This is a genomic window from Lentzea sp. NPDC058436 (genome assembly GCF_042721515.1).
GTDB lineage: Bacteria > Actinomycetota > Actinomycetes > Mycobacteriales > Pseudonocardiaceae > Lentzea.
The window spans coordinates 726,367-747,554 of record NZ_JBHXLF010000002.1 but is presented as its reverse complement, the minus strand read 5'-3'; the positions used below and the strand labels follow the sequence as shown (position 1 = coordinate 747,554).

At 70.8% G+C, this 21,188-nt stretch carries 21 protein-coding genes; 13 read left to right on the top strand and 8 right to left on the bottom strand.

The window, feature by feature from the left end; all coding sequences use genetic code 11:
- Positions 1 to 81 precede the first annotated feature (81 nt).
- From ACFWN2_RS10940 to ACFWN2_RS10930, 3 genes are read left to right on the top strand one after another with little or no spacing between them, the layout of a single operon-like run.
- The gene (locus tag ACFWN2_RS10940) at positions 82 to 831 is read left to right on the top strand and encodes an ABC transporter ATP-binding protein (protein WP_382426609.1); all 750 of its coding nucleotides are present in this window, start codon (positions 82 to 84) and stop codon (positions 829 to 831) included.
- Positions 828 to 2,180 carry a hypothetical protein gene (locus ACFWN2_RS10935; protein ID WP_382426608.1) on the top strand — a complete coding sequence of 451 codons (1,353 nt, stop codon included), beginning with the start codon at positions 828 to 830 and terminating at the stop codon, positions 2,178 to 2,180. The genes ACFWN2_RS10940 and ACFWN2_RS10935 overlap by 4 nt, the downstream gene beginning before the upstream one ends.
- Positions 2,177 to 2,740: a hypothetical protein gene (locus ACFWN2_RS10930; RefSeq protein ID WP_382426606.1), complete on the top strand. Its 564-nt coding sequence runs from the start codon at positions 2,177 to 2,179 to the stop codon at positions 2,738 to 2,740. The genes ACFWN2_RS10935 and ACFWN2_RS10930 overlap by 4 nt, the downstream gene beginning before the upstream one ends.
- A gap of 1 nt (position 2,741) precedes the next feature.
- Here ACFWN2_RS10930 and ACFWN2_RS10925 read toward each other — a convergent pair whose 3' ends face one another.
- Genes ACFWN2_RS10925 through ACFWN2_RS10905 form a run of 5 tightly spaced genes read right to left on the bottom strand, consistent with a single transcriptional unit; the run spans position 2,742 to position 7,657 of the window.
- Positions 2,742 to 3,950 carry a GDSL-type esterase/lipase family protein gene (locus ACFWN2_RS10925; protein ID WP_382426605.1) on the bottom strand — a complete coding sequence of 403 codons (1,209 nt, stop codon included), beginning with the start codon at positions 3,948 to 3,950 and terminating at the stop codon, positions 2,742 to 2,744.
- Positions 3,951 to 4,010: 60 nt separating this feature from the next.
- Positions 4,011 to 4,661 (bottom strand): response regulator, encoded by a 651-nt coding sequence (locus tag ACFWN2_RS10920; RefSeq protein ID WP_382426604.1) that lies wholly within the window; start codon positions 4,659 to 4,661, stop codon positions 4,011 to 4,013.
- Positions 4,658 to 5,782 (bottom strand): sensor histidine kinase, encoded by a 1,125-nt coding sequence (locus ACFWN2_RS10915; protein ID WP_382426602.1) that lies wholly within the window; start codon positions 5,780 to 5,782, stop codon positions 4,658 to 4,660. Before ACFWN2_RS10915 ends, ACFWN2_RS10920 begins: the two co-directional genes overlap by 4 nt.
- Positions 5,779 to 6,606 (bottom strand): CPBP family intramembrane glutamic endopeptidase, encoded by an 828-nt coding sequence (locus ACFWN2_RS10910; RefSeq protein WP_382426601.1) that lies wholly within the window; start codon positions 6,604 to 6,606, stop codon positions 5,779 to 5,781. The genes ACFWN2_RS10915 and ACFWN2_RS10910 overlap by 4 nt, the downstream gene beginning before the upstream one ends.
- Positions 6,607 to 6,625: 19 nt before the next feature.
- Positions 6,626 to 7,657 carry a MerR family transcriptional regulator gene (locus tag ACFWN2_RS10905; protein ID WP_382426599.1) on the bottom strand — a complete coding sequence of 344 codons (1,032 nt, stop codon included), beginning with the start codon at positions 7,655 to 7,657 and terminating at the stop codon, positions 6,626 to 6,628.
- Between the two features lie 214 nt (positions 7,658 to 7,871).
- Here ACFWN2_RS10905 and ACFWN2_RS10900 point away from each other — a divergent pair, with 214 nt between their 5' ends.
- The 7 genes from ACFWN2_RS10900 to ACFWN2_RS10870 all read left to right on the top strand — a co-directional run bounded on the left by ACFWN2_RS10900 (position 7,872) and on the right by ACFWN2_RS10870 (position 14,941).
- Complete coding sequence (locus ACFWN2_RS10900) at positions 7,872 to 8,843, top strand: TerC/Alx family metal homeostasis membrane protein (RefSeq protein WP_382426597.1); 972 nt, start codon at positions 7,872 to 7,874, stop codon at positions 8,841 to 8,843.
- 151 nt (positions 8,844 to 8,994) lie between these two features.
- Positions 8,995 to 9,801, top strand: coding sequence for an IclR family transcriptional regulator C-terminal domain-containing protein (locus ACFWN2_RS10895; RefSeq protein WP_382426596.1), 807 nt, complete (start codon positions 8,995 to 8,997; stop codon positions 9,799 to 9,801).
- A 74-nt stretch (positions 9,802 to 9,875) separates the two neighbouring features.
- Positions 9,876 to 11,294, top strand: coding sequence for an amidohydrolase family protein (locus tag ACFWN2_RS10890; protein ID WP_382426594.1), 1,419 nt, complete (start codon positions 9,876 to 9,878; stop codon positions 11,292 to 11,294).
- Positions 11,294 to 12,430 (top strand): CaiB/BaiF CoA transferase family protein, encoded by a 1,137-nt coding sequence (locus ACFWN2_RS10885; protein ID WP_382426593.1) that lies wholly within the window; start codon positions 11,294 to 11,296, stop codon positions 12,428 to 12,430. The genes ACFWN2_RS10890 and ACFWN2_RS10885 overlap by 1 nt, the downstream gene beginning before the upstream one ends.
- Positions 12,417 to 13,181, top strand: a complete 765-nt coding sequence (locus ACFWN2_RS10880) for a citryl-CoA lyase (protein WP_382426592.1) — start codon at positions 12,417 to 12,419, stop codon at positions 13,179 to 13,181. The genes ACFWN2_RS10885 and ACFWN2_RS10880 overlap by 14 nt, the downstream gene beginning before the upstream one ends.
- 3 nt (positions 13,182 to 13,184) lie before the next feature.
- Positions 13,185 to 14,051, top strand: coding sequence for a dioxygenase (locus tag ACFWN2_RS10875; RefSeq protein ID WP_382426591.1), 867 nt, complete (start codon positions 13,185 to 13,187; stop codon positions 14,049 to 14,051).
- Positions 14,036 to 14,941: a zinc-binding alcohol dehydrogenase family protein gene (locus ACFWN2_RS10870; RefSeq protein WP_382426590.1), complete on the top strand. Its 906-nt coding sequence runs from the start codon at positions 14,036 to 14,038 to the stop codon at positions 14,939 to 14,941. Before ACFWN2_RS10875 ends, ACFWN2_RS10870 begins: the two co-directional genes overlap by 16 nt.
- Here the strand turns inward: ACFWN2_RS10870 and ACFWN2_RS10865 are convergent.
- Positions 14,914 to 16,284, bottom strand: a complete 1,371-nt coding sequence (locus ACFWN2_RS10865; protein WP_382426588.1) for an alpha/beta fold hydrolase — start codon at positions 16,282 to 16,284, stop codon at positions 14,914 to 14,916. The two genes, ACFWN2_RS10870 and ACFWN2_RS10865, sit on opposite strands and share 28 nt — an antisense overlap.
- A 117-nt stretch (positions 16,285 to 16,401) precedes the next feature.
- On the opposite strand from ACFWN2_RS10865, the gene ACFWN2_RS10860 reads away from it, so the two are divergent.
- Together ACFWN2_RS10860 and ACFWN2_RS10855 are read left to right on the top strand one after the other, a co-directional pair.
- Positions 16,402 to 17,829 (top strand): FAD-binding oxidoreductase, encoded by a 1,428-nt coding sequence (locus ACFWN2_RS10860; RefSeq protein WP_382426586.1) that lies wholly within the window; start codon positions 16,402 to 16,404, stop codon positions 17,827 to 17,829.
- A 51-nt stretch (positions 17,830 to 17,880) separates the two neighbouring features.
- Positions 17,881 to 18,561: a DJ-1/PfpI family protein gene (locus tag ACFWN2_RS10855; protein WP_382426585.1), complete on the top strand. Its 681-nt coding sequence runs from the start codon at positions 17,881 to 17,883 to the stop codon at positions 18,559 to 18,561.
- A 207-nt stretch (positions 18,562 to 18,768) separates the two neighbouring features.
- On the opposite strand, the gene sigC is transcribed toward ACFWN2_RS10855, so the two are convergent.
- Complete coding sequence (sigC, locus tag ACFWN2_RS10850) at positions 18,769 to 19,344, bottom strand: RNA polymerase sigma factor SigC (RefSeq protein ID WP_382426584.1); 576 nt, start codon at positions 19,342 to 19,344, stop codon at positions 18,769 to 18,771.
- A 52-nt stretch (positions 19,345 to 19,396) separates the two neighbouring features.
- Between sigC and ACFWN2_RS10845 the strand changes: the two genes are divergently transcribed.
- Positions 19,397 to 20,152, top strand: coding sequence for a zf-HC2 domain-containing protein (locus ACFWN2_RS10845; protein ID WP_382426583.1), 756 nt, complete (start codon positions 19,397 to 19,399; stop codon positions 20,150 to 20,152).
- Positions 20,153 to 20,155: 3 nt separating this feature from the next.
- On the opposite strand, the gene ACFWN2_RS10840 is transcribed toward ACFWN2_RS10845, so the two are convergent.
- A complete protein-coding gene (locus tag ACFWN2_RS10840) occupies positions 20,156 to 21,058 on the bottom strand; it encodes a S1 family peptidase (protein ID WP_382426581.1) in 903 nt (300 codons plus the stop codon).
- Positions 21,059 to 21,188: the final 130 nt, after the last annotated feature.

The following is a 21,188-nucleotide window of genomic DNA, read 5'->3' as shown; positions in this document are numbered from 1 at the left end:
CACGTCACACCGATGCGAGAACCGCGTGACCACCTCCGCCGTCTAGCCGGGTGAAGCGGCAATCACTTGAGGGAGAACAGGATGCGGGCGATCGAAGCCGACAGCCTGGTGGTGCGGTTGGGCAGGCGCAACGCCGTGAACGGACTGAGTCTGCGACTCGGCCAGGGCGTGCACGGCCTGCTCGGCCCCAACGGCGCGGGCAAGACCACGTTGATCCGCACGCTGGCGACGGTGCAGTCCCCGACGGCAGGAACGCTGTCGTTGCTGGGCACTCCGGCGAACGGGAAGCTGAAGGCGGTGCGGCGCAGGCTCGGTTACCTGCCCCAGCACTTCGGCTACTACAAGCGGTTCAAGGTGCGCGAGTTCGTCGAGTACCTGGCGTGGCTGAAGGAGATGCCGTCCGCGCAGATCCCGGGAGCCGTGAAGACGGCGCTCGAACGGGTCGGGCTCAGCGACCGCGCGGAGGACCGCATGAAGTCGTTGTCCGGCGGCATGGTCCGCAGGGTCGGCATCGCGCAGGCCATCGTCAACACCCCCGACGTCCTGCTGCTGGACGAGCCGACCGTCGGGCTGGATCCCGCACAGCGTCTGCGGTTCCGCGAGCTCGTCGCCGAACTGGGCAGGAACTCCTGCGTGCTGATCTCGACCCACCTGGTCGAGGACGTCGCCGCGGCCTGCACGGACGTGGTGCTCGTCAGCGAGGGATCGCTGGTGTTCCAGGGAACTCCGTCCGACCTCGCCACGGCGGGCACGAGCGAGCACGTCGGCGACAGCCCCATCGAACGCGGCTACTCGGCGCTCATCAGCGCGAACGCCGGAGGTGCCTGGTGACCGGACTGCGCATCGAACTGCGGCGCTCCACCGCGCTCTGGGCCGGACTGCTCGTACTGGTGTCCGGCACGGGAATGCTCTTGCTGGTCATGACGTCGAACGTGCGGTGGTCGGGCAACTCGACGTCGGCGGTGCTCTCGTTGCGCCTGCCGCTCGCGTACGTGTGGGCGCTCGTGGTCGGGCTGGCGGTCTTCCAGGGCATGCGGGACAGCCGCTCCCGCGTGACCGAGCTGTTCGCCGCGACCTCCCGTCCCGGCTGGGTGCGGCTGGGCACGCTCGCCGCGGCCGTGGCGGGTGTCGTCGCGGTGGCCACGGCGGTGCTGTGCGCCGGACTGGTGGCGAACGTCGCGCTCGGCGGCGGGTTCGTGTCGATCGGGTTCGTCCCGCTCATGGTGACCGTGGTGCTCGCGCTGGCGTCGAGTGTCCTCTTGGGACTCGCGGTCGGCAGGCTCCTGCCGCATCCGCTGACCGTGCCGGTCGCGCTGGTCGGGACGTTCATGGTCGCGACGACGGCCGGGCGGGCGCTCGAAGCCCGCTCCCCCGGCGACGAGATCCCCCGGCTCGCCCTGCTCGCGCCGGTGCTCGACCCGCCGAGCTCCGACCTCGTCACGACCTCGACGTCGGTCGACCTCGGCCAGATCGTGTGGTTCACCGGACTCGGCGTGACGGCGTTCCTCCTGCTCGTCGCGAGGACCAACCTGGGCCGCCTGACCGCGCTCGTCCCCGCGGGGCTGGCCGTCGCGCTCGCCCTGTCGATCATGCCGGCCAAGTACTCCGACGTGCTGGTCTCGGACTCGATCGCGAGCAGGCTCGTCTGCGACGGCGAGGTGTGCGTCAGCCAGGCGCACGAGGACAAGCTGCCCGCCGTCGCCGCCGCGGGACGGGCGGCGCTGGCCAAGCTCGCCGTGCTGCCGGACGCGCCGAAGGAGATCCGCGAGGACACGTCGGCGATGGCTCATCTGACCGCGCCCCAACGAGATCAGCGGATCGTGTACCTGCCGTCGCAGGGCTACCCCCGGCCGCTGACCATGACCGAGGACCAGCTGCGGCTCGAGTTCCTCGCGGGAGGCGGCGTCGCGACCTGCGCCGAGCCGAACTCCTTCAACACCTACGAGGGCGTCGTCCGCTACGTCACCGCCGGCTACTTCAACGGCGAACTGGTCCAGCTGGCGTCCGAACCCCTCATGTGGAACAACGGTCGGCTGCGCACCGAGATCGACCAGGCCTGGCAGCGGTTCCGCGAGCAGCCGGCCCAGGAGCAGCTGAACCGCGTCGCCCAGGCCCGGCGGATGCTGCTGACGTGCGAGGACTCCGAACGCGTGCTCGGCGTGCTGAAGGACGGGCGATGAGGCCGTTCGCGCTCTACGCGCGATCTCGTGGAGTGCCCGCCGCCGTGGTGTTCCTGCCCGTGGTGGTGCTCATCGCCTGGTCGGCGCTGAACACGCCCTGGACGCCGCTGAGCGCGTCGTTGACGAGCCTGGCCGCCGTCCTGGTGGCCACGGTCGGCCTCACCGGCCAGGACCCGGAGCTCGACCGGTCGACCGCCTTTCCCTGGCCGCTCTGGAGGTTCGGGCACCTGCTCGTGGCAGCGGTGCTGGCCGCGGCCTCGGTGCTGCTGGTGCAGGAACTGGGTCAGCAGCCGTTCCCCGCCGCGTTCGTCGTGCGCGACACGGCGGGGATGATCGGGCTGGCCGGGCTCGCGGCCGCGGTGGCAGGAGCCCGGTTCGCCCCGGTGGCGCCGGTGCTGTGGTGGGCGGTGGCGGCGATCATGCCGCCGGCCTCGTCGGTGACGGGCCGGATCGTCACGTGGCCGCTCGGCTCCCCGGACGACGCGCTGACGTCGTGGACGGCCGGAGTGCTGTTCGTGAGCGGGATCGCCGCCTACAGCGCACGCGGCGGGCGTCGCTGACCTACGACAGGTCCTCCAGCGCGATGTAGTCCGCGATCGCCTGCTGTCCCGCGATGTTCACGTGCACGCCGTCACCGGTGTCGTACCGCGGCTCGATGCTGTTCGGCCTGACCGGGTCCTTGAGCACCTGGTCGAAGTCCTGCACCGACGCGCAGGTGTCCGAGCAGTCGCCGCCGCGGCGCACGAACTCGTTGACGGTGTTGCGGTCGCGGTTGTTCTGGTCGCTGTAGCCGGGCCGGGGCGTGATCGGGGTGACGTGCACCGCGATCCCGGCCTGGCGCAGCCGCTGGAACACCGTGCGGTAGCTGGTGAGGATGCTCTCGGCGGTGCAGCCGTTCGCCAGGTCGTTCGTGCCGTAGTAGTAGATGACGTCGGTGACGCCGTGCAGTGCGAGGACGTCCCTTTGCAGGCGTGACAACGCATCCAGGCCGGCGACTCCGCCAGGGCTGTTCGGGCAGACGGAGCTCGTGGTGCCGTTGATCCCGGCGTTGGCGACGGCGATCTGGGGCCGCGAGGAGGCCACGATCCGGCGGGCCAGCAGGTCGCTCCAGCGCTTGTTGGTGCCGAGCTCGGTGCACCCCGGCCCGCAGTTCGTGCTGCCCACGCCGTCGACGACCGAGCTGCCGAACGACACGGCGGTCCCGGTCAGCTGGGGGTTGAACACGTCGACCGCGCTCACGAGGTAGGTCGACTGGACCTTCTCCGTGTAGGCGGCGCCCTCGTCGGTGGTGTGCGAGCCGGAACCGGCCGGGGTCAGGTAGTTCTCGCGGAACGCGGCCTCGTGCCTGCCCGGCACGACGTCGCCCGCGACGAACATGCTGACGGCGAGGTCGGTGTCCGGCCTGGTGGTCAGCGGCGTCCCGTCGCTCCACACCTCACCCCCGGCGGGGATCGTGACCGTCCGGCTGCCCTTGAACGTCACGTCGCGCGTCTGCGCCACCGTCGCGCCGCCGGTGCTCACACCGACGGTGGTGTGGTCGACCGTCAGGGGTTGCGTGCCGAACGTGTTCTGCAACCGGATCCGGACCGCGCCACCACCCTGGCTCAGGTGCGTGATCATCCGCATCGACCGGTCGTGCAGGGTGACGGGCGCGAGCTGCTGCTGCGACGCGGCCCACGAGGTGAACCAGACAGGACGGTGGGCCGAGGCCGACGGCGTCACGAGCACGCCCGCGGCGAGAACGATCGACAAGATCGCAGGGATTCTCATGTCCCCGGTTCTTACCGCTTCGTGACGATCACGTCACGTCTCGTAATCCTCCGGTAAGGGTCAGGTCACCAGGCCGCGGCGGTAGGCGTAGACCACGGCCTGCACCCGGTCGCGCAGGTCGAGCTTCGTGAGGATGCGCGACACGTACGTCTTGACCGTCTCCTGGCTGATCACCAGGGCGGCGGCGATCTCGCTGTTGGACAGGCCCTCCGCGATGAGCCGCAGCACCTCCAGCTCGCGCGGCGCCAGCTGGGTCTCCCCCACCTCGTCCAGCGGCCGGATGCGCGCGGCGAACCTGCCGACCAGCTGCCTGGTCACCTCCGGCGCGAGCAGCGCGGCCCCGCTCGCGACCGTCCTGATGCCCTGCAGCAGCTGCGACGGCGGCGCGTCCTTGAGCAGGAACCCGCTGGCACCCGCCCGCAGCGCCTCGTAGACGTACTCGTCCAGGTTGAACGTCGTGACCACGAGGACCTTGACGGGATCGGGAACGCCGGCGCCCGCCAGCAACCGGGTCGCCCCGATGCCGTCGAGCACCGGCATCCGCACGTCCATCACGACGACGTCCGGCCTCAGCCGCCCGGCCAGCTCGACCGCCGCGCGCCCGTCCCCGCACTCCCCCACGACCTCCAGGTCGGGCTGGGCGTCGATGATCGTGGCGAACCCGGTGCGGATGAGTGCCTGGTCGTCGCACACCAGGACGCGCACGGTCACGCCGGACTCCCCGCGGGAATCCGTGCCGTGACCACGAAACCGCCGTCCCGCTGCCCCGCAGAGAACTCGCCGCCGAGCACGTCGACGCGTTCGCGCAGCCCCGCGAGGCCGCGCCCGCTGCCGCCGACCGAAGCGGACGACTTCGCGCCCTCGGTGCCGACCTCCACCGTGATGTCCCTTTCGCCGTAACGCACGTAGACGTTCGTCGGGTTGCCGTGCGCGTACTTCAGCGCGTTCGTCAACGCCTCCTGCACGACCCGGTACGCGACGGCCTCGGCGCTGCCCGCGTCCCGCGTCGCCTCACCTTCCTCCGCGAACTCCACGGGCTGCCCGGCCAGCCGGGTCTGCTCGACGAGCGTGCGCAGATCACCGACGGCCTCCGCGCTGTGGTCGGGGTTCAGCAGGTCGAGCAGGTGCCGCAGGTCCGTCAGCGACCGCCGTCCGGTGTCCGTGATCGCCTGCAGCGTCTGGTCCAGCCGGTCGGGCGCCGCCGTCAGGTACCGCGCGGCCTCCGCCTGCACCACCATCGCCGTCACGTGGTGGGTCACCACGTCGTGCAGCTCGCGGGCGATCAACGTCCGTTCCGCGACACGGGTGGACGCGGCGACGTGCCGGCGGCGTTCGGCCTCGGACTCGCGCGAGAGCCGCAGCCACGCGCCGATGGCCCACGCGGCGGCGAGCGCCAGGTAGAAGGTGACGAACCCGGCCACGCCCTCGGTCGATCCGTTGAGCTCCAGCGCGACGGCCAGTCCGGCGTAGCCCGCGGTCAGCGCGATCACGGTGGTGCGCCGATGACGTGACACGTGCAGACCGGCGCTGATCAACGCGATCGGCAGCGCTGTCCCGGCGACCGTGTGATAGCCGCGCAACTGGTCCACGACGAACGCGACGGACACGAGCGCGAGGCACACCAGGGGCCACTTGCGGCGCACGACCAGCGGCAGGCACTCGAAGGCGATGACCGCGATCGCGAGCAGGTCGAACGGCCGGTTCGGCAGCCCGCCGAGCTGGGTGCCCTTGTCGTGCAACGCGGGCACCACCGACCCGAGCGCGAGCAACAGCGCGAGTGGCGCGTCCTGGACGCGCACGTCCCAGCCGCGCCACCGCTGGAGGCTGATCACGCGTCGAGCGTAGCGGCCGACGCGGCACGGCCCCGGCGCGGCACGAGGTTCCCGCGCCGCTTGGCCAGCCACAGGAACGCGACCGTCACGACCACACCCGCCAGCACCGAGTACGCGCTCGCCTCGGGTCCGAAGTCGCCGCCGGTCAGGATCGCCGGACCGGACGTGACGCCGTCCAGCAGCCCCTGCGGAGCGTCCTGCCCGGACACGCTGGTGCTGAAGATGCCGCCCTGGGCGAAGTTCCACGCGAAGTGCACGCCGATCGGCACCCACAGGTTGCGCGTGGCCACGTAGGCGGCGCCGAGCATCAGCCCCGCCTCGATCGCGATGGCGAGCGAGCTCCACACGGTGGCGCCGGGGTTGGGCAGGTGCGCGAACCCGAACACCAGCCCGCTCAGCACCAGCGCGAGCCACGTGCCGATCTTCTCCTCGACGATCCGGAACAGCACGCCGCGGAACAGCAGCTCCTCGGTCACCGCGACCGCCACCATGAACCCGAAGATCGCGATCGTCCCGGTCACCGATCCCATTCCGCGCACCTCGTACCCGCCGAGGAACGCGATGTTGAGGATCACCGCCCCGAACATCGCGAGTCCGATGAGGACACCGCGGCCGAGCGCGCCCGGAGCGGTCCTCAGCGAGACCTCGGTGGGTTCGCGGTGCTCAGTCTTGCGGACGATCCAGGTGTAGGCGGCGAGTGCCAGCGCCGCCGCGAGGAACCCGGCGACCAGGGTGAGCGGCCAGTTCCAGCCCAGGGCCTGCACGCCGGTTCCGCCGGCCCACGACACGACCGCCACGACGACCAACTGCTTCAGAAATCGCATGACCGGAAAACTAGGGATTTCAGGCGTTCGGAACGTCCCCGCTCGGTGGACATTCGCGTGTAGCTCTCGCGGGGGACAACTTCAGGGCCTCGGACAGCCAGACGAAGGGCATGAAGTCGAACCCGGCGCCGGCCGTTCCGTTGATGACGCCCACCAGCGACTGGTAGCGGGTGTGCGGGTCCTGAGGCCTCTCGAACTCCGCGAGCGACTCCAGGTGCAGCTCCTCGACGCGCAGCGCGTCCACGGCCAGCCGCTGCCGGAGCTCGGGACTGTCCGGTTCCCGCGTGTACTCGCGCATGTGGTCCGCGTAGAGGTCCGCGATCTCGCGCGCCTGCGGCGAGTCCACCGGCACCCCTGCCTTGCGCGCCTGGTTCGCCCGCTCCAGGATCGCGCCGCCGCGGTCGAACGAGCCCAGCACCTCCGGGGACATCATCACCTGGGCACTGGGCGTGGACACGGTCTCGTGCAACTGCTGGTGGACCGCGCGGCGGAAGTCGTCGTCCTGCAACAGGTTCGCCAGCTCGATCCACGCCTCCAACTGCTCGGTGCTCGGCTCGTCCGGCAGGATCGGCCGTTCGCTGCGCAGCATGTCGAGGAAGGCGGGAGTGGCCGCGAGTCCGTCGCTGATCTCGTTCCAGAAGTCGTCGATCAGCCGCTCGCGGTCGGCGTCGGACAGCGTGACGAGCTTGTGCAGCAGGATCACCTGCTCGGCCTCGGTGTGCTGGCGGGCGATCGTCCTCAGCACCGCCTGCCGGGACCGGATCCGCCGCGCCTGGTCGTCCAGACGGGACAGGTGCGCCGTGGCCAGGTCGGTCAGCGTCACGCTGCCGTCCAGCAGCCGCCGGATGTCGTCGAGACCAGCGTCGAGCTCGCGCAGCGTGCTCACGAACTCCAGCCGCGCGATGGCGTGCACGTCGTAGAGCCGATGCCCGGCGGCGGTGACGCTCGCGGGCGCCACGACCCCCTCGTCGGAGTAGAACCTGATGGCGCTGACGCTCAGCCCGGTGCGGCGCGCCACCTCACCGATCGCGTACAGCCTGTTGTCGTCCATGACGCCTACGATCAAACCTCAAGCCGGTTGAGATGCAAGCCACGATCGGCTTACTTGAGCATTACTATCCCTTTACCTATGCTGTCCGGCGAGGGGAGTACTTCCCAAGCGCCTGCCCGGTCAGTACGGACATCCCCAAGGTGTCCTCGGGAGGCCGCCCGGCCTCGGCTTCGGGTGAAGGAGACCTCGAACGATCGTTGTTCGAGGAGGTCCTGTGCCCGTGGAATCCGTGGCATCGCCCGCACTGTGGTTCGTCAGCATCGCGGTGCTGCTCGGTCTGCTGGTCGTCGACTTCCTGGTGACGCGGCGCCCGCACGAGGTGTCGATCAAGGAAGCGACCGGCTGGTCGATCTTCTACCTGGCGCTGCCGTTCGTGTTCGGCCTCTGGCTGTGGTTCGAGTTCGGCAGCGTCCAGTCGATCGAGTTCGTGACCGGGTTCGTGGTCGAGAAGTCCCTGTCGGTCGACAACCTGTTCGTCTTCATGCTGCTGCTGGCCGCGTTCAGCGTGCCGTCGGAGATCCAGCAGCGGGTCCTGCTCTACGGCATCGTCGGCGCACTGGTGCTGCGCGGCGTGTTCATCGCGGCCGGCGCGGCCATGCTCTCGGCCGGCACCTGGGCGTTCCTCGTGTTCGGGCTCGTGCTCTTCGCCTCCGCCGTGAAGATCCTGCAGTCCGCCCTGTCCGGTGAGCCCGCCGAGAAGGACACGTCGAAGATGCGCTCGGTGCGGCTGCTGCGCAGGCTGATGCCGGTCACCGACGACTACCGCGGCACGAAGATGGTCGTCCGCGAGAACGGCCGCCGCGCCCTCACCCCGCTCGCGATCGTGGTGGTGGCGATCTTCGCGACCGACGTGGTGTTCGCGATCGACTCGGTGCCCGCCGTGTACGGCATCACCGAGGACCCGTACCTCGTGTTCGCCACCAACGCGTTCGCGCTGCTCGGCCTGCGCGCGCTGTACTTCGTGCTCCAGTCCGTGCTGGCCAAGCTGGTGCACCTCAACCACGGTCTCGCGATCATCCTGGCGTTCATCGGGCTGAAGCTGGTGCTGCACTGGGCCCACGGCGTGTGGCCCGCCGTGCCGACGATCCCGACCCCTGTCTCGCTGGGCGTCATCGTGGTGACCCTGGGCGTCGTCACCCTGACCAGCCTCCGCTCCCGCCGCAAGGAACCTGTCAGTTTGGACTGATGGCCATGGCCACCGCGCGTTTGCTCGATTTCCTCGTCGACGTCGGCGTGACGCTGCTCGTGCTGACCGCGCTGGTGGTCGCCTGCGCGGTGCTGGTCTCCCGGCACTGACGCTCCCACGATTACGGACACTTGTCCGTTATCGTGGGAGCATGCCTGCTCGCCCTGACACCGGCCCCGACTTCATCGAGGCGCTCGCCCGCGGCCTGGACGTGATCCGCGCGTTCCAGCCGCTGCGTCCGGTGATGACGCTCAGCGAGGTCGCCGCGGCCACGGACCTCGCGCGGCCGACCACGCGCCGGATCCTGCTGACGCTGGTCGAGCTCGGGTACGTGCGGCAGGGCGAGACCGGGTTCGCGCTCACGCCCCGGGTGCTCGACCTCGGTGTCGCGTACGTGCGGTCGATGGGCCTGTGGGACGTGGCCCGGCCCCACATGGAACGGCTGTGCGCCCGCACCAACGAGTCCGTGTCGATCGCGCAGCTCGACGGGTCGGACATCGTCTACGTGGCGCGGGTGGCCGTGCCGAAGATCGTCACGCTGTCCGTGCAGATCGGCACGCGCTTCCCCGCTCTGTCGACCTCGCTCGGGAAAGTGCAGCTCGCGGCGTTGCCGCCGGCTGAGCTGGAGGCGACACTGGCGCAGCCCACGCGGTCGGGGCTGACGTCGCGATGGCAGCCGGACGAGGCCGAGCGCGACGCCGAACTGCGGGACGTGCGGGCTCGCGGGTGGGCGATGACCGACGAGCAGCTCGCGCTGGGCATCCGGTCGGTCGCGGCACCGCTGCGGGACGGGAACGGCACGGTCGTCGCCGGCATCAACGTCAACTGCCACGCGTCGGAGACGTCCGTCGAGCGGATGGTCGAGCACCACCTGCCGCTCCTGCTGCAGGTCGCAGGCGACATCAGCGCCGACTTCGCCCGGCTCGGCACGGTGCCGCACGAGGTCGTCGCGTCCTGAGGGCTTGACCCCGGACGGCAGAAGGTTGAGGATTCAACGGACACCTGTCCGCCAGACGGTCAAGGGAGTTCCCGATGAGTTCCGTCGTCCTCAGAAACGGCACCGTCCTGACCATGGACGGCCGCCAGCCGCTCGTCGACCACGACGTCCTGGTCACCGGTGACCGGATCGCCGCGATCGGGCCACGACTGGAGGTGCCGGAGGGCACCGAGGAGGTCGACGCCTCCGGTGGCATCGTCATGCCGGGCATGATCGACACGCACCGGCACATGTGGCAGACGGCGATGCGCGGCTACGGCGCCGACTGGACGCTCACGCAGTACTTCGTCTGGTACTACCTGGAGTGGGGCAAGGTCTTCCGGCCGCAGGACATCCACGCTGGCAACCTGCTGGGCGCGGCCGAGGCGCTCGACGCGGGTGTCACCACGACCGTCGACTGGTCGCACGGCCTGCAGACCACCGACCACGCCGACGCCGCCGCCGACGCGTTGCAGGCGATCCCCGGCCGGTTCGTGCTGGCGTACGGGAACATCCAGGACAGCCCGGCGAACTGGACGGCCACGCCCGAGTTCCGCGACTTCGTCTCCCGCCGCGTCACCGGCGACGACATGCTGGGCTTCCAGCTCGCGTTCGACGTCACGGGCGACCCGTCGTTCCCCGAGAAGCCCGCCTTCGAGGTCGCGCGGGAGCTCGGCGTCCCCGTCACGACGCACGCCGGCGTGTGGGGCGCGACGAACGACGACGGCATCAGGCTGATGCACGACAACGGGTTCATGACGCCGGAGACGATCTACGTGCACGCGGCGACGTTGTCCGCCGACTCCTACCACCGCATCGCGGCCACCGGCGGGTCGATCTCCGTGTCGACCGAGAGCGAGCAGAGCGCGGGCCAGGGCTACCCGCCCACCTGGGCGATCCGCGAGCACGGCATCCCGGTGTCGCTGTCGATGGACACCTCGGTGTGGTGGAGCGGCGACCTGTTCTCCGCGATGCGCACGACGCTGGGTGCCGACCGGGCGCGGGCGCACATGGCCGCGCACGCCAACAACGACACCGTCACGCACGCGGCTCTCCGGGCCGAGCAGGTCGTGGAGTGGGCGACGCTGGGTGGCGCACGCGCGTTGGGCCGCGCCTCCGACCTGGGCAGCCTCGAAGTCGGCAAGAAGGCCGACATCGTGTTGCTGCGCAACGAGAACTCCCCCGCGATGTTCCCGATCCTCAACCCGTACGGGCACGTGGCGTTCCAGGCGCAACGGTCCGATGTGGACACCGTGATCGTCGACGGGAAGATCGTGAAGCGCGACCACAGGCTCGTCGGCGTTGATCTGGGCTCGATCCGCGCGCAGGTCCAGGACACCGTCGACCACCTGCGTTCCGAGCTCGGCGAGGAGGCGTGGGCGAAGGGCATGAACCCCGACATCCCGGAGTCGAAGGTGCTGGACAACCCCTACACGTACACCGAGTACCGCGGCGACACCAGGACGTCCGTCTGATGGGTCCGCTCGAAGGCCTGCTGGTAGCCGACTTCTCGCGCGTGCTGGCAGGCCCGTACGCGACCATGCTGCTGGCCGACATGGGCGCCGAGGTCGTCAAGGTCGAGGGCCCGAGCGGCGACGAGACCCGCACGTGGATGCCGCCCGTCCGCGACGACGTGTCCACCTACTACCTGGGCGTCAACCGCGGCAAGCGGTCGATCGCGCTCGACCTGCGCGCCGAGCAGGACGCCGCGCTGGGACGCGAGCTCGCCCGGCGCGCGGACGTGGTGATCGAGAACTTCAAGCCCGGCGGCCTCGCCAAGTACGGGCTCGACCACGCGTCGGTCAGCGCGGACAACCCCCGCGTGATCTACGCGTCGATCACCGGTTTCGGCTCTGGGGAGGGAAAGCACGTCCCCGGCTACGACCTGATGGTGCAGGCGATCTCGGGCCTGATGAGCCTCACCGGCGACCCGGACGGGCCGCCGTACCGCGCGGGCATCTCGGTGTTCGACGTGATGGCGGGCAACCACGCCGTGATCGGCATCCTCGCGGCGCTGCGGCACCGCGACGCCACCGGGCAGGGGCAGCTCGTCGAGGTGAACCTGCTGTCGTCCGCGCTCACGGGGCTGGTGAACCACAGCTCGGCGTACGCGGCCGGCGGGGTCGTGCCGTTCCGGATGGGCAACGCGCACCCCAGCGTGTTCCCCTACGAACCGCTGCCGACCGCCGACAACGACCTGATCGTCGCGGCCGCCAACGACGGCCAGTTCCGGCGGCTGTGCGAGGTCCTCGGACTGCCCGAGGTGCCGGACGACCTGCGGTTCGCCCGCAACGCCGACCGCACGCGCAACCGCGAGGAGCTGCGGCCGTTGCTGCTGGAACGCCTGCGGACCCGAGGCGCGGTCGAGTGGTTCGACCTGCTCGTGGCGGCCGGGGTGCCGTGCGGGCCGATCAACACGATCGACGGCGGTTTCGCGATGGCGGAACGGTTCGGGCTCGACCCGGTCGTGGTGGTCGGGGACGTGCCGACGACGCGGCACCCGATCCGGTTCTCCGAGACACCGGCGGTGTACCGGCTGCCGCCGCCGGGGCTGGACGAGCACGGCGAGGAACTGCGGAGCTGGCTGAAGGAGGACCGTGACGGTCTATGAAACGGCGCTCGGCGCATCCACGCCCGACACGATCACGTTGCTGGGCAAGGACCTCGCGCGTGACGTGATGGGCAGCGTCGGGTTCGGCGAGCTGGCGTTCTGGCTCGCCACCCAGCGCAGGCCGAGCCCCGGCGAGACGCGGTTGTTCGAGGCGGTGCTGGCCGCGCTGGCCGACCACGGGTTCACGCCGACCGCGATCGTCAGCCGCCTCACGTTCCTGTCCGCACCCGACTCCGTGCAGGGCGCGCTCGCGGCGGGGTTGCTGGGCGGCGGTTCGCGGTTCCTCGGCGTCACCGAGGACTGCGGCCGGTTCCTCAACGCCGTCGTGAGCACCAGCGACTCGACGGACTGGGACGCGCTCGCTCTGGAAACGCTGAAAGCGCAAGGAAAAGCACGCATCCCCGGTCTCGGGCACCACGTGCACAAGAACGGCGATCCCCGCACACCCCGGCTGTTCGCGATCGCCGAGGAGGAGGGCCTGGTCGGGCCGCACCTCTCGTTGTTCGCCGCGATCGGCCGCGTGCACCCGCAGGTGCTCGGCAAGACGTTGCCGCTCAACGGCGCCGGCACGTGCGGCGCGGTCCTCGCCGACCTCGGCCTGCCGCTGGAACTGCTGCGGGGCTTCGCGTTGCTCGCCCGCACCGCCGGCCTGATCGGGCAGCTCGCCGAGGAGCTGCGCAACCCGGTCGGCAACCAGATCTTCCTTTCCGTCGACACGAACACCAGGTCCGTCGCACCCGTCGAGGAGTGAGCAATGCAGCTCGTCACCGAGGACAACATCACCGCGCTCGCCGAGCAGCGCTGGGCCACCGCGAAGGACCCGCGGACCGCGCAGCTCATGACGGCGCTGGTCCGGCACCTGCACGACTTCGCCCGCGAGGTGCGGCTCACCGAGGCCGAGTGGATGGCCGCGATCGGGTGGCTCACCGCGACCGGGCAGATCAGCGACGCCAAGCGCGAGGAGTTCATCCTGGCCTCGGACGTGCTCGGCCTGAGCATGCTGGTCGTGCAGATGAACCACCGGTTCGCCCCGGCGGCGACCCCGGCCACCGTGCTCGGCCCGTTCCACATCGACGGCTCCCCCGAACTGGGCTTCGGCGGTGACATGTCGGACGACGTGGACGGAACTCCGCTCTACCTCACCGGAACCGTGCGGTCGCTGGACGGCACCCCGGTCGCCGGTGCCGTGCTGGACGTCTGGCAGGCCGACGCCGAGGGCGCGTACGAGGCCCAGCTGGAGGTGGACGAGGCGCGGTTGCGCGCGAAGTACCGGGCGGAGCCGGACGGCACCTACTGCGTCCGCACGATCACGCCCAAGGGGTACTCGATCCCGATGGACGGGCCGGTCGGCACGTTGATCGACCAGACCGAGATCAGCCACTTCCGGCCCGCGCACGTGCACTTCCTGCTCACCGCCGACGGTTTCGAGCCGCTGATCACGCACCTGTTCGAGGAGGGCGCCGAGTACCTCGACAGCGACGTCGTGTTCGGCACCAAGCAGGAGCTCGTCGTCAGGTTCGTGCCGCGCGAGCCCGGAGTCACCCCGGACGGCAACGTGTCCGAGGTGCCCTGGGTGCTCGCCGAGTACGACTTCGTGCTGCAGCCGTGCGCGCCGCGGTAGTCGTTCGTCCCGGTCAGCCGCCGTCGCTCGCTGACCGGGGCGAGCCCTCCGCCGCACCCGGTGAGGTCGTCGTCGACGTCCTCGCCGCGCCGATCACGCCGCTGGACCTGTTGTGCGCCAGCGGAACGTCGTACTTCGGCGTACCCGAGACGCCCTATGTTCCCGGCGTGCAGGGGATCGGGACGGTCGACGGCCGGGTGGTGTGGTTCCCGACCAGTGCCGGGATGGCGCCCGGCGACGGCAGCATGGCCGCGAAGGCGTTGGCGCGTCAGGAAGATCTGGTGTTCCTGCCGGACGTCGACCCCGTCATGATGGCGGCGCTCGGGCTCTCCGCCGTCGCCGCGCACATGGCGTTGACGTGGCGCGGCGAACTGGCCGAGGGCGAGACCGTGGTCGTGCTGGGATGCGGCACGGTCGGTCAGGCCGCGATCCAGCTGGCCCGCCTCGCCGGCGCGGGCAAGGTGGTGGCGGCCGCGCGGTCACCGCAGGCACGCCACCGCGCCAAGCGGGCGGGAGCGGACGTCGTGGTCTCGCTGGAGGACGTCACCGAGGCCGCCGAGGGCGCGGACCTGCTGCTCGACCCGTTGTTCGGGCCTCCCGCCGCCGCGGCCGCCCGTGCGTTGCGCCAGGGCGGCCGGTGGGTGAACCTCGGCGGATCGGCCGGCGAGACCTGCCCGATCACCTCGTCCACAGTGCGCAGCAAGTCGTTGCGGCTGTCCGGCTACACGAACAACGAACTGACGGTGCGGCAACGGGCCGAGGCCGTGTCGGTCGTCGCCCGGTACGCCGCGGACGGCGAGCTGAGCGTCGACCACGAGGTCGTGCGGCTGGACGGCGTCACGGACGCGTGGCACCGCAACGATCACGGCCGGGTCGTGCTGGTCATGTAGTCCCGCACCTTCTTGAGCGTCACCGGGTCGTCCATGCCGCCGCCGTGGCCGACCCGGTCCGTGACGACGTGGATCGCCTTGTGCCCCAACTGGCACGCGACCCCGTCCGCCCAGGCCCTGGGCGTCGCCGGGTCGAGCGAGTTGCTCAGCAGAATCGTGGGGTTCGCACTGCGCGAGGACACCGGCTTCGGCTGCCCCGTCCGCGGGCCGCCCACGCAGATCGCCGTGTAGTTGCTGGAGTTCGTCGAGTACCCGACGACCGGTGCGGCCTTCCTCGTGGAGTCCAGGTCCCCGCGCGCGGTCCTGGCGTCCGGCAGCGCGAACTGCCAGTCCGAACACACGATCGGATCCGCGTACTCGATCCTCTCCGGCGGCGGTTCACCGCCCGGCTCGTCACCGAACGGGTTGCGTCCGTCCGCGAGGTCCCGCAGCCCCTTCGCCACCTCGGCGAAGTCCCGGGGCGCGTAGATCTCGAAGTACCGCGTGATCATGACCTCCGACCACGGAAAGCCGAAGAAGGTCCCCGGAACGCCGGAGGCCTTCTGCTGCGCCCCGCGGAACACGTCGGCCGCGTTCTGGCCGTGCAACGCGCTGTCCGGCGTCTCCTCGTTCCACCGCGCGAACTTCGTGAAGATCGCCTCCACGCCCGCCGCGGCGGTGGTCATGAACTCCCTGCGGCTCTGGCCCGGGTTCATCACGCCCTCCAGCACCGATCCGTCGACGTGCTGCCCGAACGTCTCCAGGTAGCGCTCGCCCAGCAACGTGCCGTACGAGAGCCCGTACACGCTGACCCGCTTCGCGCCCACCGCCCTGCGCAACGCGTCCGCGTCCTGGGCGGTGCTGTAGGCGTCGAGGTGCCGGTCCAGGTCCGGCACACCGGTCGTGCAGGAGGACCAGAACCCCTTCTGGTTCTCCTGGAGCGTCGCGAACGCCGTGTCGTCCGCCGGCGGCACGTACGGGATCTTGAGGATCTTGTCGACGTCGCAGGTCATCGGACGGCTCTCACCGACACCACGCGGGTCGAGCGAGATCAGGTCGTATCCGGGCAGGGCCTTGCGGAGGGTGCCGAACGTGAAGTCACCGGGCTGGCCGGGACCGGAGGGGAAGCTCAGGATCGTTCCCCTGCTGTTCTCGGCCTTCCACCGGTAGGCGCGCAGCCCGACCGTGCCCCCGTCCGTTCTCGCCCAGTCGATCGGCACGGTCAGCGTGCCGCACTCGACGCCCTGCGCGACCGGCTTGTCGCACGCGCCCCATCCGGGGTCCGGGGCCGCCTGAGCGGCCGGCGCGAGCGGGATCATCCCGGCCACCACCACGGTCACCACATGCTTTCGAGAAAGTGCCACGACCTCAGAGTGGATCTACAGCGCGTGAGCGCGCATCACACCGTGGACTGGTGCGAAGTCCGACTCAGGTACCACACCGGAGTGCGGGCGTGATCACGTCGTGCCAAGATCGACCGGGTGGATCGACGCAGGTTTCTCAAGGTCGCCGGGCTCGCCGGTGCCGGTGCCGCACTCGCGGCCTGCACCTCTCCTGCTCCTCCTCCTTCACCGCCACCGTCCAGTTCGTCCGTTCCGAGTGGACCGCCCGACTGGACCGGTCTGCGTTCGAAGATGTCCGGTCAGCTCGTCCTCTCCGGCGACGACGGGTTCGCCTACCAGGGCTTCAACCCCGTGTGGGACGGCCAGAAACCCGCCGCCGTCGCCAAGGTCACCTCGGCCGCCGACGTGCAGGCCTGCATCGAGGCCGCCCGTGGTCGCGTGGCCATCGCGGCACGCAGCGGTGGCCACAGCTACGCCGGCTACTCGTCCCCGGCCGGAGGTCTGCAGGTCGACGTGCGCGGGCTGGCCGAGGTCGAGGTGCTGCCGGGTGACCAGGTCCGCATCGGCTCCGGCGCCGCTCTCGGCGACGTCTCCCAGGTGCTGGCGGCTTCCGGGCGGTGCCTGCCGACCGGCACGTGCCCGTCCGTCGGCGTCGCGGGCCTCACGCTCGGCGGTGGCATCGGCGTGCTGTCCCGCAAGTACGGGCTGACGTGCGACCACCTCGTGTCCGCGACGGTGGTGACGGCCGGCGGACAGGTGCTCACCGCGTCCGCCGAGCAGGAACCCGACCTGTTCTGGGCGTTGCGCGGCGGTGGTGGCGGCAACTTCGGGATCGTCACCGAGTTCGTGTTCGACACCGTGCCCGCTCCGGAGGTCACGGTCTTCTCGCTGTCGTACCCGGCCGGTGCGGCGGCGGACGCGCTCGGCGCGTGGCAGAGGTGGATCGCCGCAGCGCCAAACGAGCTGTGGTCCAACGTCGTGGTGCGCGGCGGCGCCCAGCCGAGCTGCAAGATCGGCGGCTGCTTCGTCGGATCCGTCGGCGGCCTCGCCGCGCTGCTGAACCAGCTGCCTCCCGGCGAGAGGTTCATCCAGCCGCAGACCTACGCCGAGGCCACGCGCTACTTCGCCGGAGGCCCGATCGCCCGCGAGTCGGCCGTGGCGTCGTCCCGGGTCGTCGGCGAGCCGATCGGTGACCCCACCAAGGCCGTGGCGCTGCTGGCGGGCCAGTCGGACGAGACGTACCTGATCTTCGACGGCCTGGGCGGCGCGGTCGCCGAAGTCGCGCCGGACGCCACCGCGTTCCCGCACCGCAAGGCTCTCGCGAACGTCCAGATCTACCTCAAGACGCCACCGGAGAACGCGGGCGAGGCGCGCAAGAACCTGGCCACGATCCGCGACGGACTCGGCGCGCTGGTCGGCGACACCGGGTACGTCAACTACATCGACCCGCAGATGCCGCGATGGGCACAGGCCTACTACGGCGACAACCTGGCCCGCCTGAAGGAGGTCGACGGGAAGTACGACCCGGACCACGTGTTCGCGTTCGCGCAGTCCGTCTCCCGCTGACGGAACCGGTTTCGCGGGAACCAGAAGCGCTCCGAAACCGACTTGTCCGGCATGGAACGTCGAACTTTTCTCCGCGCTTCGGCGCTGTCCGTCGGACTCACCGGAACCGCTACCGCCGCCGCCACCGCGGCGGCACCGCTGCGGGTGCAGGTGCTGATGTTCGACGGGGTCGAGGAACAGGACTTCATCGCCCCCGTCGAGGTGCTCGGCCTGGCCGGCAAGCTCAGCAACGGAGCCCTCCGCACCACCATGGTCACCACCGACCGCCCACGTTCGGTCACCTGCACCTACGGCACCGAGGTCAAGGTGGCGACCGGCTGGTCCCCCGCCGACGCCGACGTGCTCGTCGTCCCCGGCGGCGGCTACGCCAACACGAACGCCCCCGGCGTCCACCCGGTGATCCGCGACCGCGAGTTCCTGCGCCGCCTCGCCGAGACGAGGTCGCTCAAGGCGGGCATCTGCACCGGCACGATGATCCTGTCGGCGGCGGGGATCACCAAGGGCCGCAACGCCACCACGCACCACGCCGCGCAGGCCGACCTCGCCGCCCAGGGCACGACGGTGATCAAGGCGCGCGTGGTGGACGACGGCGACCTGATCACCGGCGGCGGCGTCACCTCGGGCCTGGACGTGGCGCTGTGGCTGGTGGAGCGCTTCGTGGGCGCTCAGGTGGCGCAACGGGTGGAGACGGTCCTGGAGTACGAGCGCCGCGGCACGGTCTGGAAGCGATAACGCACCAACGGTCCTACGACGCCGGAGGGTGCACCCGCCCCGCCACCACCCGGCGACGTGCAGGAGTGCGAGCACCCGCGCCACACCGGCCGCTGGCAGAAGCCACCAGCGCCGCGAGCAGCACCAACCGCCACCAGCGCCGCCCTGCGGCCTGCACAGCCCTGCGGACCTACACCGCCCCTGCGGCCCTGCACAGCCCCGGCGCCCCTACACCGCCCCGGCGTCCTCGTGCCCCTGCCCGCTGATCAGGTCCTCCCTGGCCCGCGCCACCCGCGACCGCACGGTCCCGATCGGGCACCCCGCCACCTCGGCGGCCTCCGCGTACGACAGCCCCAGCACCTGCGTCAGCAGCAACGCCTCCCGGCGTTCCGGCGCCAGCCCCGCGAGCATCACGTTCAACTCCACCACGTCCTCGAACCCCGCCGAACGGGCGTGCTCGGCGTAGCGGTCCGAGTCCGAGGCCGTCTGGTAGTCGGCGGACCACGCGATCGACGGGCGCACGACGGCCGCCCGGATGTGGTCCACGACGGTGCGGCGGGCGATCGAGAGCAACCACGTGCGGGCCGACGAACGGGCCTCGAAGCCCGGCAGAGACCGCAGAGCGCGCAGGTAGACGTCCTGGGTGAGGTCGTCGGCAAGGCCGATGCCACCGAGGTGCGCGACCAGCCGCCAGACGTCGCGCTGCGTGAGGCGGATGAACCGCTCCAGCGCCTCGCGGTCCCCCGCACCGGCGGCCAGCGCGCACGCCGTCACCGTCTCGTCGTCACTCCTCGAAGACGCCACGGTCCGGCAGAGTAACCCACCGTTCGAGATCGTCGGGAACCGCGAACGGCCGATGGACGACAATGACGGTGTGGAGTGCCGCACCTGCCGCGAAGCCCTGTCCGCGAGGCTCGACGGGGAACCGGAGGGCGTGCCCGCCGACCAGGTGGACGCGCACCTCGACGGCTGCGCGTCCTGCCGGGAGTGGCACGACGGGGCAGCCGCGCTCAACCGCGTGCTGCGGGTGAGGCCGGCCGCGCGGGTTCCCGACCTGACCGCGGCGATCCTCGACGCCGCACCGCCGATCACCCCGCCGACGCCGAAGGGCGCGCTGCCGCGCGGGTTGCTCACGGGGGTCGCCGTCGCGCAGATCGCCCTCGGCCTGGCCCAGGTGCTCGGCGTCAGCACCGCTCACAGCGGCCACACGACAGGGGTCGACAGCACGCACTTGTTCAACGAGAGCACGGCGTGGAACCTCGCGCTCGGTCTCGGTCTGCTGTGGACGGCGCTGCGCCCGTCCGCGACGGCGGGCGTGCTGCCGGTCACCGCGGCGTTCGTCGCGGTGCTGATCCCCTACTCCGCCAGCGATCTTCTCAGTGGCACGGCGACTGCGGCGCGCGTGTTCTCCCACTCGTTGCTGGTGGTCGGACTCGTGCTGCTGGCGTTCGTCCACTTCGGCCGGCGCGACCCCGGCGGGCGGACGCCGTTGCACAGCAGCGACTCCGGCGCCGGCACGCGCGACACGTCCTCCTCGGCGGACCGAAGTGGACGGACGCGCACGCGGCGCCGGATCAGGCTGCGGCCGGTGAGCCGGCGCGATGCCGCCTGACGGTCACCCGATGCGCGCGCCCACCGCGGCGAGCGCCCTGGTGACGGGCTGGAAGAACGTCACACCGCCGGTGCGGCAGTTGCCGCTGCCGCCGGACGTGAGGCCGATCGCGTTGCCGTTGTTGGTGAACATCGGACCGCCGCTGTCGCCGCCCTCGGCGCACACGGTCGTCTGGATCAGGCCGGTGACGCGGCCCTCGGGGTAGTTGACCGTGGCGTTGAGGCCGGTCACGCGGCCGGAACGCAGGCCCGTCGTGCTGCCCATCCGCTGGACCTGCAGGCCGACCCGCGCCTCCGCGGCGCGCTCGATCCGCACCCTGCGGCCGTTGCCGGTGTCGACCTCGCTGGGCGCGTTCGTGTTGCGGTTGTTGTAGGTGAGCAGGGCGAAGTCGCCGTTGCCCGGGAACGTCGACTGCGCGACCGTTGCGGCGGCCCGTCCACCCGGTGTCAGGGAGAACTGCCTGCCCGCGGCCGTGCAGTGGCCCGCGGTGAGGATGGCGGGGCTGCCGTTGCCGGTGACGACGTTGAAGCCGAGCGAGCAGCGGCTGTTGCCGGCGAAGATCGCGTCACCACCCTCGGCGAACAGGCGGAACTCCCCCGAGGTGCGCTGCAGCTTCACGCCGGCGCCCATGGCGTTCACCGTGGAAACGAGGTTGTCCCACTTCGCGCCGGTCACCGTGTCGTCGGCAGTCACGAGAACCTCGTTCGTCGCCGGGTTGACCGCCCACGCGGTGCCCGGCACGGAGGCCTTCTCCCGCAACGTCTCGGTGGCTCTCTCCGGTGCCGTGCGGAGTTGTGGCGCCGCCTGGCTGGCGGTGAACGTCGCGCCTGTGATCGCCAGGGCGACGAGACCGATGGCGCCCGCGATCACCTTCGCGCGGCGGTTGTCATCGTGGTGTTTGCCCATGTGGCGCCCTCTCGTTACCGGACTGAGATCCGCTCATGTCTGGGTGTACGTACAGCGGGGCGTCCCGGTTTAGGTGAATAGTCGGAGTCGGTCCGTCCGGAGCAACGCCTGCGGATGTCCTCTTTGGACT

Bases quoted from the DNA above. Each gene is read 5' to 3' on its own strand.
- ACFWN2_RS10940 (WP_382426609.1), top strand. From the start codon at position 82: ATGCGGGCGATCGAAGCCGACAGCCTGGTGGTGCGGTTGGGCAGGCGC.
- ACFWN2_RS10930 (WP_382426606.1), top strand. From the start codon at position 2,177: ATGAGGCCGTTCGCGCTCTACGCGCGATCTCGTGGAGTGCCCGCCGCC.
- ACFWN2_RS10925 (WP_382426605.1), bottom strand. From the start codon at position 3,950: ATGAGAATCCCTGCGATCTTGTCGATCGTTCTCGCCGCGGGCGTGCTC.
- ACFWN2_RS10910 (WP_382426601.1), bottom strand. From the start codon at position 6,606: ATGCGATTTCTGAAGCAGTTGGTCGTCGTGGCGGTCGTGTCGTGGGCC.
- ACFWN2_RS10905 (WP_382426599.1), bottom strand. From the start codon at position 7,657: ATGGACGACAACAGGCTGTACGCGATCGGTGAGGTGGCGCGCCGCACC.
- ACFWN2_RS10895 (WP_382426596.1), top strand. From the start codon at position 8,995: ATGCCTGCTCGCCCTGACACCGGCCCCGACTTCATCGAGGCGCTCGCC.
- ACFWN2_RS10890 (WP_382426594.1), top strand. From the start codon at position 9,876: ATGAGTTCCGTCGTCCTCAGAAACGGCACCGTCCTGACCATGGACGGC.
- ACFWN2_RS10885 (WP_382426593.1), top strand. From the start codon at position 11,294: ATGGGTCCGCTCGAAGGCCTGCTGGTAGCCGACTTCTCGCGCGTGCTG.
- ACFWN2_RS10875 (WP_382426591.1), top strand. From the start codon at position 13,185: ATGCAGCTCGTCACCGAGGACAACATCACCGCGCTCGCCGAGCAGCGC.
- ACFWN2_RS10855 (WP_382426585.1), top strand. From the start codon at position 17,881: ATGGAACGTCGAACTTTTCTCCGCGCTTCGGCGCTGTCCGTCGGACTC.
- ACFWN2_RS10845 (WP_382426583.1), top strand. From the start codon at position 19,397: ATGGACGACAATGACGGTGTGGAGTGCCGCACCTGCCGCGAAGCCCTG.
- ACFWN2_RS10840 (WP_382426581.1), bottom strand. From the start codon at position 21,058: ATGGGCAAACACCACGATGACAACCGCCGCGCGAAGGTGATCGCGGGC.